The 20,477-nt window shown below is 68.3% G+C and carries 13 protein-coding genes; 3 read left to right on the forward strand and 10 right to left on the reverse strand.

Annotated features, from left to right (window positions below; translation table 11 throughout):
• Positions 1–63 precede the first annotated feature (63 nt).
• Positions 64–2,046: an OPT/YSL family transporter gene (locus tag LLH23_09640; GenBank protein MCE5238738.1), complete on the reverse strand. Its 1,983-nt coding sequence runs from the start codon at positions 2,044–2,046 to the stop codon at positions 64–66.
• A gap of 207 nt (positions 2,047–2,253) precedes the next feature.
• Entirely contained in the window at positions 2,254–3,177 is a 924-nt protein-coding gene (locus LLH23_09645; protein MCE5238739.1) for a hypothetical protein, read from the reverse strand.
• 200 nt (positions 3,178–3,377) lie between these two features.
• Here LLH23_09645 and LLH23_09650 point away from each other — a divergent pair, with 200 nt between their 5' ends.
• The gene (locus LLH23_09650; GenBank protein ID MCE5238740.1) at positions 3,378–3,950 is read left to right on the forward strand and encodes a hypothetical protein; all 573 of its coding nucleotides are present in this window, start codon (positions 3,378–3,380) and stop codon (positions 3,948–3,950) included.
• Positions 3,951–3,968: 18 nt separating this feature from the next.
• Here LLH23_09650 and cobO read toward each other — a convergent pair whose 3' ends face one another.
• From cobO to LLH23_09680, 6 genes are all read right to left on the reverse strand, one after another.
• Positions 3,969–4,496, reverse strand: a complete 528-nt coding sequence (gene cobO / locus LLH23_09655; protein MCE5238741.1) for a cob(I)yrinic acid a,c-diamide adenosyltransferase — start codon at positions 4,494–4,496, stop codon at positions 3,969–3,971.
• Between the two features lie 125 nt (positions 4,497–4,621).
• Positions 4,622–5,797 (reverse strand): MFS transporter, encoded by a 1,176-nt coding sequence (locus LLH23_09660; protein ID MCE5238742.1) that lies wholly within the window; start codon positions 5,795–5,797, stop codon positions 4,622–4,624.
• A gap of 93 nt (positions 5,798–5,890) precedes the next feature.
• Complete coding sequence (locus LLH23_09665) at positions 5,891–8,941, reverse strand: hypothetical protein (GenBank protein ID MCE5238743.1); 3,051 nt, start codon at positions 8,939–8,941, stop codon at positions 5,891–5,893.
• 32 nt (positions 8,942–8,973) lie between these two features.
• Positions 8,974–10,449: a sulfatase-like hydrolase/transferase gene (locus tag LLH23_09670; GenBank protein ID MCE5238744.1), complete on the reverse strand. Its 1,476-nt coding sequence runs from the start codon at positions 10,447–10,449 to the stop codon at positions 8,974–8,976.
• A gap of 9 nt (positions 10,450–10,458) precedes the next feature.
• Complete coding sequence (locus tag LLH23_09675) at positions 10,459–11,187, reverse strand: DUF1003 domain-containing protein (GenBank protein MCE5238745.1); 729 nt, start codon at positions 11,185–11,187, stop codon at positions 10,459–10,461.
• Positions 11,188–11,240: 53 nt separating this feature from the next.
• On the reverse strand, positions 11,241–13,562 hold the full coding sequence (locus LLH23_09680) for a DUF4838 domain-containing protein (protein MCE5238746.1): 2,322 nt from the start codon (positions 13,560–13,562) through the stop codon (positions 11,241–11,243).
• 61 nt (positions 13,563–13,623) lie between these two features.
• Here LLH23_09680 and LLH23_09685 point away from each other — a divergent pair, with 61 nt between their 5' ends.
• Positions 13,624–16,425: a hypothetical protein gene (locus tag LLH23_09685; protein ID MCE5238747.1), complete on the forward strand. Its 2,802-nt coding sequence runs from the start codon at positions 13,624–13,626 to the stop codon at positions 16,423–16,425.
• Between the two features lie 45 nt (positions 16,426–16,470).
• On the forward strand, positions 16,471–18,540 hold the full coding sequence (locus LLH23_09690; protein ID MCE5238748.1) for a LamG domain-containing protein: 2,070 nt from the start codon (positions 16,471–16,473) through the stop codon (positions 18,538–18,540).
• 59 nt (positions 18,541–18,599) lie between these two features.
• On the opposite strand, the gene LLH23_09695 is transcribed toward LLH23_09690, so the two are convergent.
• Together LLH23_09695 and LLH23_09700 are read right to left on the reverse strand one after the other, a co-directional pair.
• Positions 18,600–18,968, reverse strand: a complete 369-nt coding sequence (locus LLH23_09695; GenBank protein MCE5238749.1) for a CoA-binding protein — start codon at positions 18,966–18,968, stop codon at positions 18,600–18,602.
• Entirely contained in the window at positions 18,965–20,476 is a 1,512-nt protein-coding gene (locus tag LLH23_09700) for a hypothetical protein (GenBank protein MCE5238750.1), read from the reverse strand. Before LLH23_09700 ends, LLH23_09695 begins: the two co-directional genes overlap by 4 nt.
• Between the last annotated feature and the right edge of the window lies 1 nt (position 20,477).

Here is a 20,477-nt window from a genome sequence, read left to right on the forward strand (position 1 = left end):
AGGCGCACCGGGATCCCGGTGCGCCTGCTTCGTTCTTCCTTCTTCGCTCTTCTCCCTTGGCCGTCAGAACGGCATCTCGGTGATGCTGCTCTTCAAAAGGGAGACGGCGATCGTTAGCATCCCGATCAGGCCCATGCCGCAGGAGAGGCCGGCCAGCAGGACGGGCGGCCAGCGCTTCCAGTTGTCCTCCCCGAACCGCTTGCGCAGGTAGTACCGGCCGATGAGCGCCCCGGCGAACTCGGGGATGATGTAGTGGGGGATCGTACCCAGGCCGCGGATGAAGCCGTAGATCGTGAGTACCGGCACGTTGAGCCAACTGAGCAGGTAGTAGGCGATCAGACCGAAGCCCAGGCCGCCGACCATCAGGCTGGGCTTGATGGCCCGCAGGAACATCTCGCGCGCCGGCCCCTCCGTGGTCGAGGTCATCCACAGCCAGCTATTCATCGCCTCATAGTCCCAGAACTTCTGGGTGTACGGGTAGTAGACGCTGGGGATGGGGTTCAGCCGCCAGATGTAGCTCCAGAAGATGAAGCTGCACACCAGCAGGATCGGGAACATCAGGACCTCGGCCTTGACCAGCGAGGTGAACTTCGTGCCGGTCAGCTCCACCGAGCGGAAGCTCTGCGCCGTGCCGCCGTAGTTAGACAGCGGGATCGGCGCGAACCACACCTTGATGCCCTTGTAGCCGCTGAAGATGAAGGTGGCCTGCCGCAGCATCGGGATGGCGACGGCCTGGCTGGTCAGCCCCACCATGCGCGCGTTGATGTATGACTCGAACGGCGTCCAGATGTAGCCGAAGAACAGGACGAAGTAGATCGGGAAGTCGGGCACCAGGTAGCGGGTAAGGATCACGTAACCCGTGGTGCACAGGAAGAAGATCACCATGCACCAGATGACGCTGAAATCGCCGCGCCCCGGAGGTGGGGTGCCGAAGCCGAAGCCCATCTTGCGGCCCTCGGCGCTGGCGGCCCGCCAGCCGGCCACCATCTTGATGATCCCCAGGGCGGCCACCGCGAAGGCTGTGCCGATACCGAACGACAGCCAGATGTCAATGCTGCCGGCCCAGATCGTGCGCATGGACTCCATGCCCGGGCGCCAGGTCGGCAGGTGCCCGGTCGCCGCTGCGATGGGGTTGACGATCATCGTGGCGACCATGGCCGCGAAGGTCCCCACCACCATCCAGAAGGGCAGGACGAACCCACCGAAGATCGTGCTGATGTTGGTGCCGATGCCGATGGCGGCGCCGGGCAGGATGCGCTCGGTGCCCTGCGTGAAGTCCACGAACGGAATGGGCAGGATCTGAATGGGTTGCAGCAGCACCACGCCCGAGAGGGTCGGGATGCCGATGTACAGCAGGCCGAAGGCGACGCCGATCATGCTGCCGATCGAGAAGATGCGCCAGCGCCAGGTCTCCTCCTTGCTGGAGGCCTCGGCCAGGGCCGTGGCGCCCTGCGCGGCCACGGGAGCCATCGGGAAGGGCAGCTTCTCGCCATCGGAGGTCAGGCGGAAGAGCACATAGCCGAACGTAAACCAGGCGAAGCGCGAGAAGACCATTGTGGCGATGAGCACCAGGATCGCGGGGATCCAATCCGGGTGCATGAAAGTGCGGCGCAGGACGGCTTCGGAGGTGGAGGGCGGGGCGACCCAGTTGGGGACCTGCTCGCCCAGGCCGGCCGGAGCCACCGAGGGGCTGCGCAGGAACTGGTTCCAGACCAGCCCGGCGAAGGGCCCGCCGGAGAGGCCGAGAGTGCCGCCACCGGCCGCCAGGCCGCCGGCCACGTAGTACAGCAGGTACACCTCCTGCTTGGACAGGACGGTGAACGAACGGCGGGCAATCTCAGTGAAGAGAATGATGGTGGTCCACTCGGCGGCCGGACCCATGGTCTGGCCCACCATCAGGCCGAGGTAGATCGAGCCGGGCATCATCACGAAGCCGATGAACAGCGCGCCCAGGACGGTCTTCCAGCCGAAGCCGTCCTTGTACGTCTCGGGCGCCTCCATCAGCGAACGATATTCAGCCAGCTCCTCAATCTCACGCATGCGCATGGCGCTGAAGCTCCCACAAACAGGGGTACGGTGACAAACAGAGCGTCAAGAACAGGCTCAGTTCGGCGAGAGAGGTCTCCCCACCTTCCCCAGACCAGAACTTTTCTCGGAGGAATGATCCACCGCCGCAATCCAGGCGGCGAACCCGTAAGCGCGACGACAGGGCCGCCAGCGAGGGACGGCCCTGCCGTATTTCGACACGACGCGTCAGGGCGCCTGTGTCGGCGCCCGCGCGGCCTTCATCTGCCGGAGCAACTCAGCGGCGCGAGGATGCGCCAGGCTCGCGGACATGGCGTCGTGGACCAGCTTCTTGTCGTACTCGGCCAGCGCGACAATCAGGTTCGTGTGCGGGGGGAGGAGGGCCAACAGCTCTGCTGCCAGCTCATCCTGACGCTGGGCGAAGTCGGCTCCCGACATCCGGCGGACACGCTCGAGGAAGTCCACAAACAGCTTGCAGGAGTTGTCCACCTGGGCAGAGCCGGCCTCGCCGGCGCCTGCGGCCAGAGCCGCCGCCAGCCGGTCGCGCTCGGCCGGCCACCGCGGGTCGTCCAGTTGCCGTAGTTCGGCCACCTGGAGCATGGCGCGCTTACTGAGCGCCACGTCGGCCTTCTGGTTGTTGGCAGCAGGCCCGCGCACATCGCCCAGCAGGACGGCCCGCTGCTGAGGAGTGAGCTGATCCCAGAGAGCCTGCTCCAGGGGGCTGAGCGCGAAGGGGCCAGTCGCCGGCGCCGTCGGCGCGGCCACTGGCGTGCCGCCGGGGGGCGGGGGCGTGTTGCCTTCGCCCCGACGGCCCCGGTAGGCCTGTCTCATCAGGTCACGGAGGGTCGCCAGATCGGTGGCCACGAGCGGCGTGCCCCCCAGAAGCCGCCGTTTGATCTCCTGGAGCTTGGCGACCGTCTGGTCCTGCTCCGGATCGCTGGCGGCGGGGTACTTGGCGTACAGCCCAAGCGCGGTCTCCAGTTGCGCGTCAGTAAGCGCCAACGGCACGATCCGCTGCAGCAGGTAGATCTCCTCGATCAGTTGCCCCGACACAGTGTTGCCGCCGCCACGGAACGGGCGCGGGGCGTTCTGGGCCTGGGCACAGACCGGGAGGACGGCTAGCAGGAGCAGAACAGGGAGCTTGCAGTTCATGGCGGTTCCCGGTGGTAGACGTTGCGGCGCGCGCACCCATTCCCCCGCCCCACAGTATAGCACAGCGCGGCCGGGGGGCCGACCGGGGAGGAAGATGTCAGGTGCAGGCCAGTCAGATGACAGGCTGAGCGCAGGCAGCGGCAAGACCGAGCGGGCTATCTTCGGGGCGCTGCGACCACCACGCCCCAAGGAGCCCTGCCATGACCCGTGCACTCCCCGACCGCGCCCCTCGCCAGACCGATGACGACGCCCTGGAGGCGCAGGCTGACCGACTCCTGTGGGAGGGCGGACGACCGCGCGACCTGGAGTACAGCTTCTACCACGAGCAGACGCTGGGGCGGGCGGTGCAGCGGGATCGCCTGCGCCGGGAGGCGCCGCCGCCCACCAACCGCGAGGTCACAGCCGGGCCAGGAGCGCTCGGCGAGTTGCTGGAGGCCCTCCTGAGTGAGGCAGCGCTGCCCGCCAGCCTTGCGCGGGTACTGGCCCTGGCACGGCGCGGCCTGACACCCCGCCAGATCGCTGAGGCCCTCGGCATCGAGACCTTCACGGCGCGGCGTTGGCACCAGCAGGCCCTGGTGCGATTGCGCCGCTACTGCGGCCAGCAGACCCGGGGCGAGGCCGCGCGGAACCTGCAGGCGGCCTACCGCGAGCAGGTGGCCCACGGCGCGCACCCCCGCGAGAGTCACTGTGCACCCGGACGGGAAGCGTGCCGCAGGGACGGCCTGTGCAAGTACCGCTGGTATCTGCACTGGGAGGCCGAGGCGGAGTGGTGAGGGGATCGGGCCGGGGAGTCAGTACTCGATGCCGCGGCGCGCTTGCAGGCCCGTGTCGTAGGGGTGCTTGACGGCCAGCATCTCCGTGACGAGATCGGCGCGCTCGACGATCTCAGGGGCAGCGTTCCGGCCGGTGATGACCAGCTCAACCTGCCCCGGCCGCGCATCGAGAAGGGCGTGGACATCGGCGAGACTGACGAGGCCCAGGTCCAGGGCGACGTTCAACTCATCGGCGATGACCACATCGTACGCCCCGCTGCGGAGGGCCTCCATCAGCTCGGCCAGCATCATCTGCGCGGCCGCGATGTCCTCGGCCGTCGGCTCGTCCGTGATGAAGGCGCAACTGCCGGTATGGCGGACCGTCACGCGCTCCCCGAGGGAGGCCAGCACGGCGTGCTCGGCGACCTCGCGCCCTTTGCAGAACTGGCCGACAAAGACGCGTAGTCCGGCGCCATAGGCGCGCAGGGCCAGGCCCAGGGCCGCGGTCGTCTTCCCCTTGCCGTCACCGGTATAGACTTGTACCTGCCCGATCTTCGGTTGGCTCATCGTCAACCTCGCTGCCGGAGAACCCCACAGGGACAGGCCCCTGTCCTGTCCTTCTGATGGTACCCAAACCGTGCCGGGAAGTTCCGCCTCAGCGCGCCAGGATACCACAAGAAACGCTCAAGGCTTCAGCGAGCACGGGGCGGGATGACACAGAGCTGGGCGACCAGGGCCAGGGCGCAGACGGCCGCGCCGGCGCCGAAGGGCGCCCTCAATCCGAGGTGCTGCCCCGCCAGTCCCCCGGCCAGCGGCCCGAGGACCAGCCCCGCCCCGATGACGGCCTCGTGGATGCCGGCCCGCAGGCCGCGACCTGCAGCGCTGTAGTGCAGCGCGTAAGTGATGCCGCTGACAAAGGTGAGGCTGGTGGCGGCGCCGACCACGAAGAAGCTCAGGGCGAACAGCCAGGAGGAAGACGTGAACTGGCCGAGGAGTTGCCCGCCGAGCGCAAGGGCCACGACGGCCAGCAACGGACCCCGGCGGTACTGCCACCGCGCGGACGCCCCTGTGACGACGAAGGCCAGCAGTTGCGCCGCGCCGCCGACAGCCATGATGCGGCCCACCACCGTGGGCGAGAAGGTAAGCGCCTCGCCGATCCGCGGGAACATGGCGGCCATCATGCCGCGCGCGAAGGACGTCGCGAAGACGGCGATCCAGGCCATCAGCATGAAGGCCAGCACCAGGCGGGGCTCGACGACCGGAGGCGGCGCCTCGTTGGCCTCATGGTGCCGCCCGGCAGGGGTCAACAGCACCGCCAGCAGGCTCAGCATCCCGGTGGCCACCGGCAGCACGAAGGCCTGCACGCGCCAGTGCTCCCAGGCGGGTCCCCCGGCCAGCGGGCCGACCATCAGGCCCGCCGTCCAGGCGATGTTGAAGTAGCCAAGGGTACGGTTCAGGAGGCGTCCGTCGTCGCCGCACAGGTCGCCCAGCCAGGCCTGCACCGGCGGCCACATGAGCCCCAGACCCGCTCCCGAGACCGTGGACCAGACCAGCAACTGCTCCGGGGCGGTGGCCCGCCACATGGCCACCCAACTGAGCAGGCACACCAGGCAGGAGGTCAGGGCGACCGGGCGGCGACCCAGGCGGTCGCACACGCGCCCGGCTATCAGGCAGACGGGAACATACAGTAAGAAGCCGGCCATGCCCAGCAGGCCGGACATGAGGGCGGAGGCGCCCAGTTGCAGGGCGCGGAGTTGCACCACCAGTTGCAGGCACGCCACGCCAGCGTCCACGAGGAACGACAGGACGATCAGGCGCTGCGTCGGGGACAGGAGGGGAGAGGGCCGGACGGTTACTGCTTCGCTCACGAACTCACCACAATCTCACAGGCTGCGCTGCGGCTCGCAGGTTTCGTCATGGCGGAGGCGGGCTCCTGCGTCCGGCCCCGCGCCGCCGCTCGGTCACCAATCGCTCCGGAAGCGCCGCGCCTCTGGCCCGGCCATGACCGGCGGGATCGCCGCGTCGAACTTGAAGACCATGTTCTTGGCCAGGCCCTGAACCACACACCACAGCTTCCCCTGCTGCTCCGGCGCGGCGGTGACGGTCAGTGTCTGCGGCTTGGGACCGTCGAACTCGGCCCACTGCCGCCGCTCCACGAGCTTACCCTCCGGGTCGTACAGTGTCAGTGTCTGCGGCCACAGGCGGCCGGTCACATGGATGGTGAACCGGGCGCAGCCCTGCGGCACGAGGAAGTACAGGCGGCTGCCGCGCATGGCGTTGATCCCGCCCAGGCCGGGGGCCATGACCTCGCCGGGGAGATCGGAGACCGGCACACGCACCATGATCGTGTCCGGCACGATCTTGAGTGCGTACTTCGTCTCGGGCTGCACGGGGATCTCGTCGCGGACATCGAACGGCCCCTTGGCCAGCTCCCAACGCTTGACTTCCTGACCGTCCGGGCCGGTGAGCACCGCCCGGCCCACCTCCGCCGCCGTCCCCACCAGGTGTAGCTTCATGGCCTGCTGCGGTCCGCTGTAGAGGCGGAAGAGGCACTGGGAGACGGAGAACTCCGGGTAGGAGGGCGTCACCGGCTTGCCATGGCGGGCGAGGGCCGACAGGAAGTACGGCGCGCGCTGCTGGATGTAGCCCCACAGCGACCCGCCCTGCCAGTAGCCCGACCAGACCTGCCCCGGCTCGTCGTAGCAGTTGTCCACGATGGCCTGGAGGTTGCCGAGGCCCTCGGCCAGGTACTTGTCGTCCTTCGTCTCACTGTAGGCGGCGGCCATGATGTTGTAGTAGGCCCAACCGTAGCCGGGCTCGCCGCTGGAGTCGGCGGGGCCAAGGAGATAGGCATCGGCCCAGCGGATGAGGCACTGCCTGGCCGCGGCGTGCCTCGCCGCGTCGGGGGCCTCGCCGCCGGGGCCCACGAGGCGCAGGTAGCGCTCCAGCCACGGGGCGTAGTTTTCCCACTGCGGCATGCGGCCGTCGGGCAACTGGGACGCGATGAGCTTGGCCGCATACTGGTGCGCCAGGTTCAGGTAGCGCTCGTCCCACGTCGCCTGGTACAGCGTGAGCAGCGCATCGCAGACGCCAGCACCCTCCCGGTAGCCGGTGGGCGAGGTGAAGCGGGCGACGACGCTTTCGCCCCACTGCTTCGCGACCTCCAGACCCCAGTCATCGCCGCTGACGAAGCTGTACCAGAGGGCGAAATCGGTCATCGAGTTGTAGTCATACAGGCGGTTGCCGCTGTGCCAGTGCACGAGGCCCTTGTAGTCGTTCAGGGCCCCGGCGATCTTGCCGATCGGGTAGTCGAGTTTCTCCAGCTCAGGCGTCGTGAAGTGGCAGTAGTCCAGGTCGAGCACGTGGCGGGCGTTGCGCAGGCCGTAGTGCAGGAACACGGGATCGGCCGACCGCGCCCACAGCACCCACGGCACACGCGGCGCGCCATGGTGCGTATTGCGCCAGGTGCGGTAGATGGTGTCGAAGCGCATGTCGTCATAGCGCCAACTGGTGTGCGAGTCACCCCAGTTGAACTGGCCGTAGTCCCCGCAGGCTGCCTCCATCCGCCGCTCGGCGACGAAGAAGTCGCGCAGGCCCTTGTCAATGCCGGCGAACTGCGGATCGCCGGCGGGGTAGAGGTCATCGAAGGCGCCGGTGGCGCACATGTCGCGGCCGGAAAGGGAGACGACGAGGGGATCGTCGACCTGCCGCGCGAGGGCCCGGGCGTGTTCAGTCGGGTTGCCGGCGGCGGCCAGCATGAGACTGAAGTCATGGGTCTTCGCCAGACCCATGGCATTGGCCACCTTGGCTGAGCGCACGTACCGATAGTCGTTCTCTGTCCCCTTGTCCATGAAGGTGTGGACGGCCTGCGGGACGGTGAAGTCCAGCAGCCTGCCCTCATGCACGAACCAGAGCTTGTTGATGTTCTCGAGCGTGACGGGGTGCAGGCTGTCGGTGCGCCCGTGCTCGGGCCAGAAGTGCAGCGTCATGTCGCCGAGGGTGCGGCTGAACTCGAAGGGGAAGTTCTGCCAGGCGTCGCGCGCGGCCACGGCGACCGTGGAGTCGGTGGCGTCGCCGCGCATCTTGGCGGCCTGCGCCATCCAGCCGTCGAGGCGCTTACCCTCCTGCTGGCCGCGCGGCCCCACATACAGGCAGTGGTCGGGGGCGTCCTGCCGGAGGTACGCGGGGGTGGGGCCGGCGACGATGGAGACGGGCACGGCCTGTCCATCGACGCCGAAGCTCCCGGCCCAATCACCACACAGGGGCAGCCTCAGGCCAATGTCGGCGAAGGCGACCTGGCCGGTCTGCGCGGTGAGAATGAAGGTCTGCGAGACCTGGATGACGGGGCTGCCGGCGAAGAAGGTCAGGCGGTTGACGTACCGGCACAGCTTCGTGCCGTTCTGCTGGTACCAGCCCTCACAGCGCAGGGCCGCCACACGCGACCCCTGGCGCGTGACGGTGATCTCAGCGGGCCCGGCGACGAAGCGGCCGGAGTAGTTGCTCCCAGCCGCGACCAGGTACGACTCAGCCTCACCGACAAACTGTCGCTCCTCGCCTCGGACCCGGAGCCGCACATTGTCCAGCATCCCGGTTCGCTTCAGCACATAGGTGCGCAGCACGCCGGTGTCCACGATGCAGGCCCCGCCGTCGTCCCTGACATGCACCCCCGCGGGCGCGGCCGCAGTCGCCTTCACCCCGTAGGCGAGCTTCAGCCCCGAAGCCTGCTTCGGGTCGAGCATGAAGGACAGCAGCACCCACTTGAGCGACTGGCCTCTGTCCCACGTGGCCACCGGGTCGAACTGGCAGGGGAGGGCCTTGCCATCGGGGCCGAGGAGGCGCAGCTGGTCTGCCGCGGTGACAGCCCCCCGCGGCAGCGGCACACCCCACGAGACGGGCTGGAGCGGCTCATCGGCCGCGATCGGCGCGCCCGAGAGATGCTGGACGACGAGGGGCAGTTCGGCAGCGCAGGCAAGCGACGACGCGAGCGCCAGCGCCATGGCGATGGACCGCATGATCGGCCTCCGGGGCGCGATGAATCGCGCCACTACTTGAGCGACGGGAGGGCGTCGAAGCTCATCTTCACGCCCATCTCGCCCAGGACGTCCATGTGGGCCGTGCCGCCCAGGTGGCCCTGCGTCAGCGGCGCGTGCTCGCGCAGGTGGGTCTGCAAGGCCTCGCGCAGCTCGGCGGCCACCTGCGGGTGGTCGGCGGTGACACTGGTCAGCTCCTGCGGGTCGGCCTGCAGGTCGTATAGCTCCGGCGGGCGCGGAGACTGGACCTCGGCGTCCCAGGCCGTGACGTAGTTCCAGCGGTCGGTGCGGTAGGAGGCGTAGCCGCCGAAGGCGGTGACGGTGGCGTCCCGAACGGCCACGGCGTCCTCACCCCTCCCCCTCTCCCTCGCTTCGCTTCGCTCCGCTCCGGAGAGGGGAACGGCGTGGGGCCAGACGTTGTGGCCCAGCATGCGCTCGTGCTGCGGCAGGCCCATGAGCGCCAGGGCGGTGGGCAGCAGGTCAGGGTGCTGCACAAAGCCTCGCACACGCTGGCCGGCGCCCTCGCCCTGCGGGTGGCGGATGAACAGGGGCAGGCGCGTGCACTGGTTGCGCAGGCGCGTGAGGCCCTTGTGCATCTCGCCCTGCTCCCCCAACATGCAGCCATGGTCCGAGGTGAACACGATCAGCGTGTCATCGAGCTTCCCTGTCGCCTTAAGCGTGTCGAGCAGGTGGCCGACCCAGCGGTCCACGAGGGTGACTTCACCCGCATAGGCGGTGAGGACGTTCTTGACCTGCGCCTCGGTCATCTGGCTGGTGAGGCCGGGGGGGACGAGGCCGTCGAGGCTGTCGAAGTCCGGGTCGTAGAGACGCGCATAGTCCTGGGGCGGGTCCCACGGTTCGTGCGGGTCGAAGCAGTCCACCCACATGTAGAAGGGCGCGTCGAGAGTGTAGGCCTCCAGCCAGGCGGCGGCCTTGCGCATGACCTGGCCGACGAAGGTGTCGGCGTCACTGGCCCAGTCCTTGCGGTTCATCAGGTGCTGGGTGAGCCAGTGACGGCCCCGGAGCTGGCCGCCGGGGGCGGAGCGCTGGAGCAGGTCGGCCACCTGCGCCTCGTCGCGCAGCATGAAGGGGTCGTCCTCCTCGCCGCGGATCCAGTGCCAGCAGTCGAAGCCCCGGTGGAAGTTCTTGCCCGGCTTCATCATGTGGTAGACATCGGTGACGAGGCAGGAGACGTAGCCCTGCTCGCGCAGCCACTCGGCGGCCGTCACGTCCTCATCAAAGACGCCGTGCCAGCCGTGCAGTTGCACCATGTCGCTCTTCTGGGGAACGTACCTGAAGGGGACGATGGGGCGACCGGTCTGCATGACGCGGCGGGCCGGGAGGGTGGGCAGGCCCTCGGCGTAGGCGTCCTCGAACACGACGCTCTCGGCGGCCAGGCGGTCCAGGTTCGGCGTCCGGATCCACGAGTTGCCGTAGGCCCCCAGGTAATCCCAGCGCAGGGTGTCGCTGACGACGAAGAGGAGGTTCATGGCCGGCTCCTATGACGAGGTATTCCCATCAGTCCGCCCCTGTCCGAGCAGCTCGTTCATCAGATCCACCTGGATGCTCTGGATCTCCGTCAGCCGCTCCCACTGGCGCGTCATGATGTGGTCAATCTTCTCATGCAGTTGCTTGATCTCCAGTTCGGCCTTGAGATTGACCTGGTAGTCGTGCTCGGCGCGCAGGCGGTCGCGAGCCTCCTGGCGGTTCTGGCTCATCATGATGACGGGCGCCTGGATGGCCGCCAGGCACGAGAGCACAAGATTGAGCAGGATGAAGGGGAAGGGATCGAACGGTCTGGCGAACAGCGCGATGGAGTTGAGGGCGATCCAGGCCACCAGCACGATGCCGAAGCCGATGATAAAGCCCCAGCTGCCGGCGGTGTCGGCCAGCCGGTCGGCGATGTGCTGCCCGAACGTCGTCTTCTCCTCGAACTCGGCGTTCGTGTCGGTCGAGATGAAGGCACGCGACTCGAGGGCGGCGACGACCTCCTGCTCCAGGGAGGACAGCTCGCCCTTCTCGCTCGCCAGCGACTCGGCGATGTACTCCGCACGGGCGGCATCAAGGCATTCGTGGCAAACGGGCTGCTCGGGCGTCCAGTCCGGGTGATGCTCACGGATCTGCGCGACGAGCGACGGTCGCACGAACGCGCCGTTGATCAACTCAGCGGCGGTGTGTTGCTTGTGACAGACCGGGCAATCCACCATCGGCGTCGCGTTGTCGGCCATGGCCTCTCTCTTCCCTCTCTATGCCACCCCCTGCGACGCCGGAGCGGCGTCGCCTACTGCTTGACCAGCCAGAAGCGGTCCACCCACACCGCCTTCATGTTGTCCGGGTTCTTGGGCGGTGCGGCCCACAGGTACACCTGGTCATGCAGCTTGGTGGTGCCGATCTTGTAGGTCTCGTACTTGTCGCTGGCGATGTCCTTGCACTCGCGGCCCAGATGCGCCAGCCCCGTCTTGTTCTTCACATCGTAGATACCCGCCGTGAAGCCCAGGCCGACGTCCCCCGCCTTCTCGCAGCGAACCGAGACATAGACATCGTACGTGGCCTCGGGGTCGAGGTCGGCTGTCGAGAGGAGCTGCTGGACGGCCCACTCGAAGTGGCTGCCCGGCATCCAGGCCGCGACCTTGTCGGAGGCGAGATCGTCGTGCTTGAGGGCCGAGCCTGTCCCCTCCTGCCACAGGTTGAAGCCACTATCCTGCAGGTCCACCCACTGGTCCTCTTTGAGGTTCTCACAGCCCGCCGGGGGCGGGGACTCGGCGCGATCCAGCTCGACCGTACGCAGCCCGAAGGCCTCCACCGGCCTGCCCTCGGAGAGCTTGGCGATGCTGCCGCCCTTGCACAGCTCCATGAAGGTCTGGTGGTTGCCCACGTAGTCGGCGGGGCCCGGCCAGGGGACCTTCTGCTTGCGGGCCAGGGCCTTGAACTCGAACCACCGGGTGCCCCAGACATAGCGCAGCGGCAAGCGGGCGACCTGCACGCGGTTGAGCAGCACCGGGTCGTCCTTCACGGCGGCCTCGGCGTCGTTGAAGAGCTTCTCGGCCTGCGACATCACCTCGAAGCTCAGGTAGGCCGAGGTGGGCGGCACCCAGATGGCCAGATAGGTCTTGGTCTTCTCCACGCTGTCGTGCAGGATGGTGAGGTACTGGCGGATCGGCGGGGCGGCCGGGCCAAAGTAGCCGTCCAGGAACTCGTCAATGAGCTTGCGGTCGTCCAGGCGCGGGTTCCACAGCAGCTTGGCCAGGACCCAGGCCTTCAGCTCGGCCATCTCGGCGCCGTACGACTGGTAGGCCCCCTGCTCGAACAGCCCCTTCACGCCGTTATCCACAAAGAAGCGCACATTCGGCCCCAGCACCCGCTGGTTGGGGAAGGGCATGATGTAGTGGCCGAAGTTGGTCGTGTAGTCCCAGATGTACAGCCGGTTGCAGATCTTGTTCCAGCCACGGATGTCGTCGGCGAAGGTCCGGTTGGTCTCGCCCGTCAGCGGCTCGGCGAAGTTGCACTCGATGCTGCACAGGCGAATGATGACATTCGGCAGCGGCTTGACGTGCAGCGGCGGCTTGCGGGTATACGAGTAGGCCAGGGTGTCAATGGCGACGTTCGGGTACTGCTTGGCGACTTCGGCCGCCACGGTGTTGACCAGGTGCAGCAGCGGCCCTGAGGGCGAGCCCTCATATTCCTCCAGCTTCTTGCACTCCGGGCACAGGCAGTGGAGGTCCACATCGTTCTGCGACACCGAGACGATGCCGGCGGTTGGGTTCTTGGCTATCCACGCCAGCACCCGCTCGGTGACGATGCGCTTGACGTCGGGGTTGGTGACACAGAGCTGGCAATAGGGATGCTCGGCAACGATGCGCTTGCCGTCGCGCTCGCTGTAGTACTCCGGGTGGTCCTTGGCGAACTCCCGGGGCGGCATCAACGGATCGAAGGTGTGCACGAAGGACGCGCCGGCATAGGTGAGCTTGCCGCCACGGGCGGCGTCCAGGCGGAAGTGGTGGCCGTTGCACTTGTTGCGCACGGCGAAGTCCCCGTCGAAGGCGTCGTACCAGAATGATTCCCGGTACTCCAGGGGCGGGATGTAGCGGACGTGCTGCTCGGGCACGGTCAGGTCGGGCTTGTGGGGGATGGTGCTGGCCTTCGACGACCACCAGTGGCAGCCGACCACATCCTCGAGGAAGGTGTAGACGGCGTAGAGGGTCCCACGCGGCTCGTCGCCGGCGAAGATGAGATTGAGCCCCGAGGTCTCGATGACGATGCCGTCGGGCCTAAGCTGATCGAGCTTGAGGCCGGGGGCCAGCATCTGCTGCACCTTGCCCCGTCCCACGCACAGCACCTTGCCGCGCGGCAGCTCGGCGGTCACGAGCACGCGGAACTCCGCCCCGGTGACTTGCTGCAGGAAGCTCGCCAGCTCGTTGGCGGCGTGCTGGGTCGGTGACTCCTGCGGCTTGCCCTCGGCATCCGGGGGCAGGACGGCCGAGGGATCAATCACGATGGTGTAGGTGGTCTTGCCGCCTGCGGCCAGGTACAGGTCCACGGCGTGCGCCGGGCATACCGCCAGCGCGGCAGTCAGCAGGAGGAACGCGGCGAGCGGGCGAATCATTGGCAACACACTCCCTTCAGGGATGCGGTAGAGATTCCACCACCTGAGCCGGGGTTCCTCCATGCGCACCCTGTTCTGTCTGCTCGCCATGTGCGCCCTGTCCGCCGCGCTGGCCCTGCAAGCCGACCTCGTCCGCGACGGCGCGGGCCGAGTGACGCAGGCCACGGTGGAGACGCAGGCTTACCGGCTCCTACTGGACGTGGGCAAGGGCGCGCGGGTCATGTCGCTGTTCGACAAGGCCGCGCAGGTGGAGCTGGTCCAGAAGGACGCCTCGGGCCTGGGGGGCCTGCTTGAGGACCGGCCCATCTTCAGCGACAGCCTGTACCTGTGTACCGCGACCCGAAACACGCCCCAGGAGCTGGTGTTACGCTGCACGGTCAGCAAGGACGGCGTCAGCCTCGTGAAGACCTTCACCTTTACCGAGGGGCGGCCCAGCTTCGGCGTGCGCTATGAGATCGAGAACGCCACGCAGCTTCCCTTCAAGCTGTGGGTGCGCAACTTCGCCAACCCCGGCGGCGGACCGCTGACGGAAGCCGACCACTTCTTCCTGCGCGACGGGGGCAAGCTGCTAGACCTCACCTTCCCCGACACGTACTACAAGTCCCTGGACGCGCCGTGGGCGGCATACCTGGACGCCCAGCAGCGCAGCGGCTTCTTCGTGCGGTGCGACTTCGACCTGCTCGACCAGTTCTACTGCTGGAGCCACAGCAAGGTGACGCCGACCTTCGAGTGGATCTACCGGCCGGTGCCCCCGGGGCAGAGGACAAGCACGAGCCTGGTGTTCGGGCTCATCACCGGCCTGGCCGGTGTCGGCAATGTGAGCGCCGACGGGCAGGCCTCGGCGGAGGCGGCAGCGGCCGCCGAACCGCGCCAGGAGCCGAAGCTCGTCGCCATCCCCGGCTGGAAGCCGCTGGAGGAGCTGTACCAGCCGACTGCCGAGGAGCGCGCGCGGGGCTTCATCGCCGTCGTCAGTGGCGTCCCGGCCCCGGCGCCGCGCCTGACCGAAGTCCAGATGGATGTGGGACTGCAGGAAGCCGAGGCGGCGCCGGTGGAGCTGTTCGGGCTGGCGGAGCAGGCGCAGGTGCGGGCAACTCTGGCGGGGCTGCCGGTGGGGGTGGAGGTCGAGGAGGGAGGATGGCTGAAGGCGAACGGCGGCCCACCCCCTACCCCCTCCCTGAAGGGAGGGGGGAACGGCAATGCCCCCGCCCTACAGCCCGGCGCCTCCCTCCAGCCTGGTGCCGCCGTACAGGTGGAGCGGGGGCGGAGCCGGCGGCTGTGGCTGAAGCTCGGACCGCAGAGCCTGCCGCCCGGCGTCACGCAGGGCACACTCACACTGACCACCGGGCAGGGCCAGCCGCTCGTGCTCCCGCTGCAGCTCACCGTCTGGAACGCGAAGCTCCCCGAGCAGCCCGTCATCGGCACGCAGTTCTACGCCTCGGTGCCGACGCTCTCCTCGTACACCCTCGACGACGCGGCCAAGCGCAAGTTCATCACCATCATGGACAACATGCAGGCGCTGCATTGCGACAATCTGGACTGGGGCGTGGGGCCGCATTCACCGGCCGCGCACCTGAAGACTGCGGGCACAGGGCAGTTGCTCAGCGACTGGGGCAAGCAGCACCCCAACACCGCCGCGGACAAGCTGCCTGACCTCGACTTCTCGTACTTCGATGTCTGGTTTGAGGAGCCCGTCAAGCGGCACATGACGCGGTTCGTGGCCCATGTGCCGTCGGGGAACGGCTGGCGCGAAGCGTCCCTGATCGGCGCGGCGCTGGGAACCAAGACCGACACGCCCGATGACGAGCAGGGGTGGGCCGTCATGGGATGGTACTACCGGCAACTGCGCGCCTACGCCGAGCGCAAGGGGTTCACCTCGTTCTGGGCCAAGCTGGATGACGAGATCCCCCAGGAGCACATCCCCCGGTGGCTGGAGGCGGCACGCAAGTACCGCGCGGCGGGCTTCCGGCCCTTCACGACCAACACGGGCAACATCGCCCGGTCCGAGAGCCTGCTGCGGGAGATGAACAGGGACAGCGACGCGTGGCAGGTGGCGCTGTGCCTGAGTCGGGACTTCATGGACCTGACCCGCAAAGGCGCGGTGTTCGTGACGCGGCGAGAGAGGATCAGCGCCAAGTGGGGGCGGTACGGCAACGGCGGCGCGGTGGACACATGGGCCACAAAGGTGTTCGGCCCCGAACGTCCGGCGGAGAAGGTGGACCAGGTGCAGGTGTTCGTGGGCGGCCAGGCCCTGACCATGCGCGGAGGGAGCGGCTGGGGCAACAAGGACCACGGGGTGGCCATGCAGTATGGCGACTACATCTACCTGTCCTGCCCCGACGGGGGCGACCCGAACGCGGCGAACATCGAGGTCAGCTACCGCCTGCGGACGCTGCAGGAGGGTGGCGAGCCGGCCGTCAAGCTCGAGCCGACCGACGAGGTGTGGTACTACGGCGGGGGAAGCTACAAGACACCCTACGAGGCCGCGCGAGCGTACCCGTGGCGGGTCGTGGCCTGGAACATGCGCGGCTACGGCTGGTGGACCTACCTGTGGTGGAACGGCGAGGACATCCTGGTCAAGTACCGGCCCGAGACGAACGACGTGCTGCTCTCGGCGGCGTGGGAGGGCCTGCGCGACGGGAACGAGGACGCGGCGTACTTCCGCCTGGCCGAAGAGAAGCTGGCGCAAGCGGGGCGGAAGGACGAACTGGCGCGGCTGCGGGGTGTCTTCGGGCGCGACGAGAGCGCGGTGCTGCGCCTGGGCGAAGTGAAGCGTGAGATCTACGCGTGGGATGACTTCATCGCTCCGACGTACGCGGCGTACAACACTGCCAAGCGCGAGGCACTGCGGGTGCTGGCGCAGTAGCGCGAGGGCGCGGACGTCCCGGACGCGCCAAAGGAGATGACAGCAATGGCAAAGTCCCTGTTCGCCCTGGCGCTGTTAGCGACGCCGTGCCTCCTGTATGCCGCACCTCCCGCCGCCCCCCTCACACCGGACGCCTCGACCGTGCTGCTCTGGCACTGCGACGAGGGTCAGGGTGAGCAGGTGGCCGATGCCTCCGGGCAGGGGCACGTCGGCAAGATCACGGGCGCGCAGTGGACGGAGGGGAAGTTCGGCCAGGCGCTCGTGTGGGGCGAGGGCAATGGCAACATGAACACCCCCGGCAACTTCCCGCCGCTGCAGGCCTTCACGCTGCAGGCCTGGGTGCGGCTGGACAAGATGCCCACCGGGCAGATTCCCTTCTGGACGGCGGACGTGTGCGGGCAACTGGGCGCCACCGGCATCACCATCCGTCCGCCGGGCCTGATGTACGTGGGCGTGCAGCTCGGTTCGCAGGCCAACCACCTGACGGGCCAGACCAAGATCCCCGTCGGGCAGTGGACGCACCTCGCGCTCGTGTATGACGGGGCGGCGCGCAAGATCGGCCTGTTCGTCAACGGGCAGGTGGACATCGAGCTGGATGTGCCGCCCGGGTCACCGGTGCAGGTCAACCAGCCGGGCAACCGCTTCTGGGTGCGCAGCTACGGCGGCGGCGATGAGAAGCTCGTGGGGGCCATTGACGAGATCAGCCTGTCCAGCCGCGCCGAGACCTTCGGGTACAAGTGGCGCAGCAATGTCTATGTCCACCTGCTACGTTACCAGTCGGCCTTCCTCGTGGGCAGTCCCGTGTCCGGGGGCGCTGACGGCACCATCACCGGATACGTTCTGCAGGTGAAAGACGCCGCTGGCAAAAGCCTTGTGGACAAGGTCCTGACTGCGGCCCAGGTGGCGGCCGGGGCGCTGGTGCCCGCGCCGGGGCTGGCGGCGGGCGAGGTCGTAGCGACCGTGACGGCGCTGCGGGCAGACAAGACGCGTGAGCAGCTGACGGAGCAGGCGTTCCATTTCACTCCGCCGGTCAGGGACGTCGTCAGCCTCACACCGGACAACATCTGCCTCGTGGGCGGCAAGCCGTTCTTCCCGCTCGGGGCCTACCACGTGCGGCAGTCTGACCTGCAGACGATCAGGGACGGCGGGATGAACATCGGCATCCCCTTCACGGCGACCTTCCCTCCGGGCTGGCAGCGCCCGAGCGACGGGGTCGGCTATATCGAGAAGTGCGGGGAGGTCGGGATCATGGGTGTGGCCATCGGCGGCCACAAGGACGCGCTCGCCCACTACCGCGGCCACCCCAACGTGCTCTTCTGGTACGTGGACGACGAGCCGGGTGGGGAGGGCCGCCAGCCGGCCGACACACTGAAGCGCTATGAGGACTGGGCCGCCGCCGACCCGACGCACCTGCAGTTCCTGCTGCACAACAAGCCCGCAGAGTTCATGCGCTACGCCCCGGCGTGCGATGTCTTCGCCTGCGACCCGTACCCCATTCGCCGTGACGCCACCGCCGACATGATGCACGTGGTCCGGTACACCGAAGGCGCCGTGGCGGCGGTGTTCGACCGCAAGCCGGTGTGGGTGGCGTTGCAGTGCTACACCGTGAAGGCGGTGTCGGAGGCCGGGAAGTCAGGCGATGGTGTGCCGCGCCTGCCGACGCCGGCGGAGCTGCGCTGCATGAGCTACCTCGCCCTCGCCGCCGGCGCGCGTGGGCTGCTGTACTATGCCTTCGATGACACCTACTACAACAACGGGCGGATTCGCGGCGTGAACATTGGCCAGGAGTACCCCGAGTTCTGGGCGCAGATGACGCAGGTGATGAAGGAGCTGGGCGGGCTGCAGCGGCTGTGGCTATCGCCCCACGCGGCGCTGCGGCCCGAGAACCTGACCCCGGAGGTCGTCGTGCAGCGCCAGCCCTTCGCCTGCGGCGGGAGGACCTACCTGCTGGTGGTGAACCCGAAGTATGAGGGGCGCGCTGTGCGGGTGAAGCTCCCGGGTGTGAAGCGGACGGGCCAGGTGAAGGATGGGCTGGGCGGCACGGCAGGGAAGATCGCGGGCGGCGAACTGACCGACACGCTGGAGGCGTTGCAGGCGAAGTGCTACGAGTTGTAGGCGCATGGGCAGGCGCGTCCTCGCGCCCGCGCGAGTGCGAGGACGCACCCGCCCACGCATCAGTGCAGCATGATACACTGGTGGTGGACCACGCGCGCCCCGGCGGCCTCGGCTGCGGCGATGGCCCCATCGTCCTCCGAGCCCGGCTGCATCCAGAAGTACCGCACCCCCAGGGCCAGCGCCTGGCGCACCGTCTCGCGCGTGACGGCGGGCGGAACGACCGTGACAACCACCTCGGGGGGCTCGGGGAGATCGGCGAGGCTGGCGACGCAGGGGTGGCCGTGGACCTCGGTGTGCCGGGGATTCACCGCGTAGGCCTCATAGCCCCGCGAGCGCAGGTTCTCGAAGACGATCCAGCCGTACTTCTCAGTGTTGGTGGATACGCCGACGACGGCGAAGCGGCGGCGAGACAGCAACTCCTCGATCATGGCCTCGTCCCCCGGCGAACGTAGATGACGCTGGTGCTGTCCGCATAGACTTGCTGCCAGTCGGCGCTGGCTGCTGCGGCGGCGACCAGCCCGGGCTGCTGCCGGCGGCTGAGCAGCAGTGTGTTCACCCCGTAGGCATCCAGCGTGCGCTGCCAGCCCGCGTCGCCGCGCGAGAGGGCATGGTAGGCATCCCACACTCGCGCGGGGTATAGCTCGATGCGCGGGTCGGCGAAGACGCGGACCTGCGGCGTCGCCGCCCAGATGAGATAGCTGCCGTCATCCGCGCTGTGGAAGACCTGTGGCGGCAGGTGGTGCTGAAGCAGGAAGCTCGTGGCAGCCACGGGCGTCTCCGCCGAGATGAGGCCGGCCTTCTGTGCGGGGAAGGGGAGCCGGTCCTTGAACCAGGGCAGACTGACGACCATCAGCGTCGCAAAGCAGAGCATGAGGACGGCGAGGACGACGCGTTCGCCGGGCGGCAGGGCGTCGTGCGCAGCACGACAGGGACCTCGCCGCTCCAGCACCCGCGGCAGCAGCTCCGCGATGATCGGCGCTACGACCAGGCCGAACCAGACGATGGCCCGGCCCGTGCGCCAGGCGAGCAGGCCGAAGGCAATCAGCATGAGCCAGTGGAACAGACCACTGCGCGCCCGGCCTGCCCACAGCAGGAGCACGAGCCCCAGCGGCGCCAGGACCCAGAAGGCGATCCCGTCCCGCGTCGCCAGCGAGGCCGGGGCCCACTCCTGTAGCTGCCGCACGGCCGGGTTGGCGGCCATCTCGCCCAGATAGGCGAAGATGCCCGCGCCCTGCGGGTTCAGCAGCATCGCCCCCGCCGACAGCACCAGCGCGACCGCCGGCGCCCACACCTCACGGCGCGAGCGCGGGCCGATGCGGCATCGCTCCCAGACCGTCTCCACCAGCCAGACCGCCAGCATCACGATCTGGAGCGCGAACGATCCGTGGCAATTGACCCACAGGAGCATGAGCGCCGGGAACGCCGCCAGCCGCCAGCGCGAGGTGCGAGCGCCGGTACGGAAGGCGTAGACCAGCCCGAGGGTCAGCGTGAAGAGCAGGAGGCTGAGGGCCTGGGGCCGGAGGTTCCAGTTCTCGAAACCCAGCGCCGCCGCCGCGACGAGGGCGGCCGTCGCCATGCGCGCGTTCCCCGCGAGCCGGAGACACACCAGGCACAGCAGCAGGTACGTGCCGGTGATGAGCAGCGCGTGGGCGAAGAGGCTCAGCGCCGGACCGCCGAGGGCATGGATGCGGTACAGCGCCACGTCGGCCAGCCAGTAGACGTTGTACGAGGGGTACGGTGCCCCCGGCATCGTGTACGAGAACGTGTCCACCTGCGGGATGCGGTGGGTCTGGACGATCTCCTGCCCGACCTTCAGGTGCCACCAGAAGTCCTGCGGGCGGATCGGGCATGTGGCGACGAAGGCGAACAGGCAGGCGAGGACGGCCAGCGGCCAGAGGGTGTCCGCCGTCAGCAGACGGGCGGGGCCTCTCGCCATC

Source organism: bacterium, assembly GCA_021372615.1.
Taxonomy (GTDB): domain Bacteria; phylum Armatimonadota; class Zipacnadia; order Zipacnadales; family UBA11051; genus JAJFUB01.

Bases quoted from the DNA above. Each gene is read 5' to 3' on its own strand.
- LLH23_09640 (MCE5238738.1), bottom strand. From the start codon at position 2,046: ATGCGCATGCGTGAGATTGAGGAGCTGGCTGAATATCGTTCGCTGATG.
- LLH23_09645 (MCE5238739.1), bottom strand. From the start codon at position 3,177: ATGAACTGCAAGCTCCCTGTTCTGCTCCTGCTAGCCGTCCTCCCGGTC.
- LLH23_09650 (MCE5238740.1), top strand. From the start codon at position 3,378: ATGACCCGTGCACTCCCCGACCGCGCCCCTCGCCAGACCGATGACGAC.
- cobO (MCE5238741.1), bottom strand. From the start codon at position 4,496: ATGAGCCAACCGAAGATCGGGCAGGTACAAGTCTATACCGGTGACGGC.
- LLH23_09665 (MCE5238743.1), bottom strand. From the start codon at position 8,941: ATGCGGTCCATCGCCATGGCGCTGGCGCTCGCGTCGTCGCTTGCCTGC.
- LLH23_09670 (MCE5238744.1), bottom strand. From the start codon at position 10,449: ATGAACCTCCTCTTCGTCGTCAGCGACACCCTGCGCTGGGATTACCTG.
- LLH23_09675 (MCE5238745.1), bottom strand. From the start codon at position 11,187: ATGGCCGACAACGCGACGCCGATGGTGGATTGCCCGGTCTGTCACAAG.
- LLH23_09680 (MCE5238746.1), bottom strand. From the start codon at position 13,562: ATGATTCGCCCGCTCGCCGCGTTCCTCCTGCTGACTGCCGCGCTGGCG.
- LLH23_09685 (MCE5238747.1), top strand. From the start codon at position 13,624: ATGCGCACCCTGTTCTGTCTGCTCGCCATGTGCGCCCTGTCCGCCGCG.
- LLH23_09690 (MCE5238748.1), top strand. From the start codon at position 16,471: ATGGCAAAGTCCCTGTTCGCCCTGGCGCTGTTAGCGACGCCGTGCCTC.
- LLH23_09695 (MCE5238749.1), bottom strand. From the start codon at position 18,968: ATGATCGAGGAGTTGCTGTCTCGCCGCCGCTTCGCCGTCGTCGGCGTA.
- LLH23_09700 (MCE5238750.1), bottom strand. From the start codon at position 20,476: ATGGCGAGAGGCCCCGCCCGTCTGCTGACGGCGGACACCCTCTGGCCG.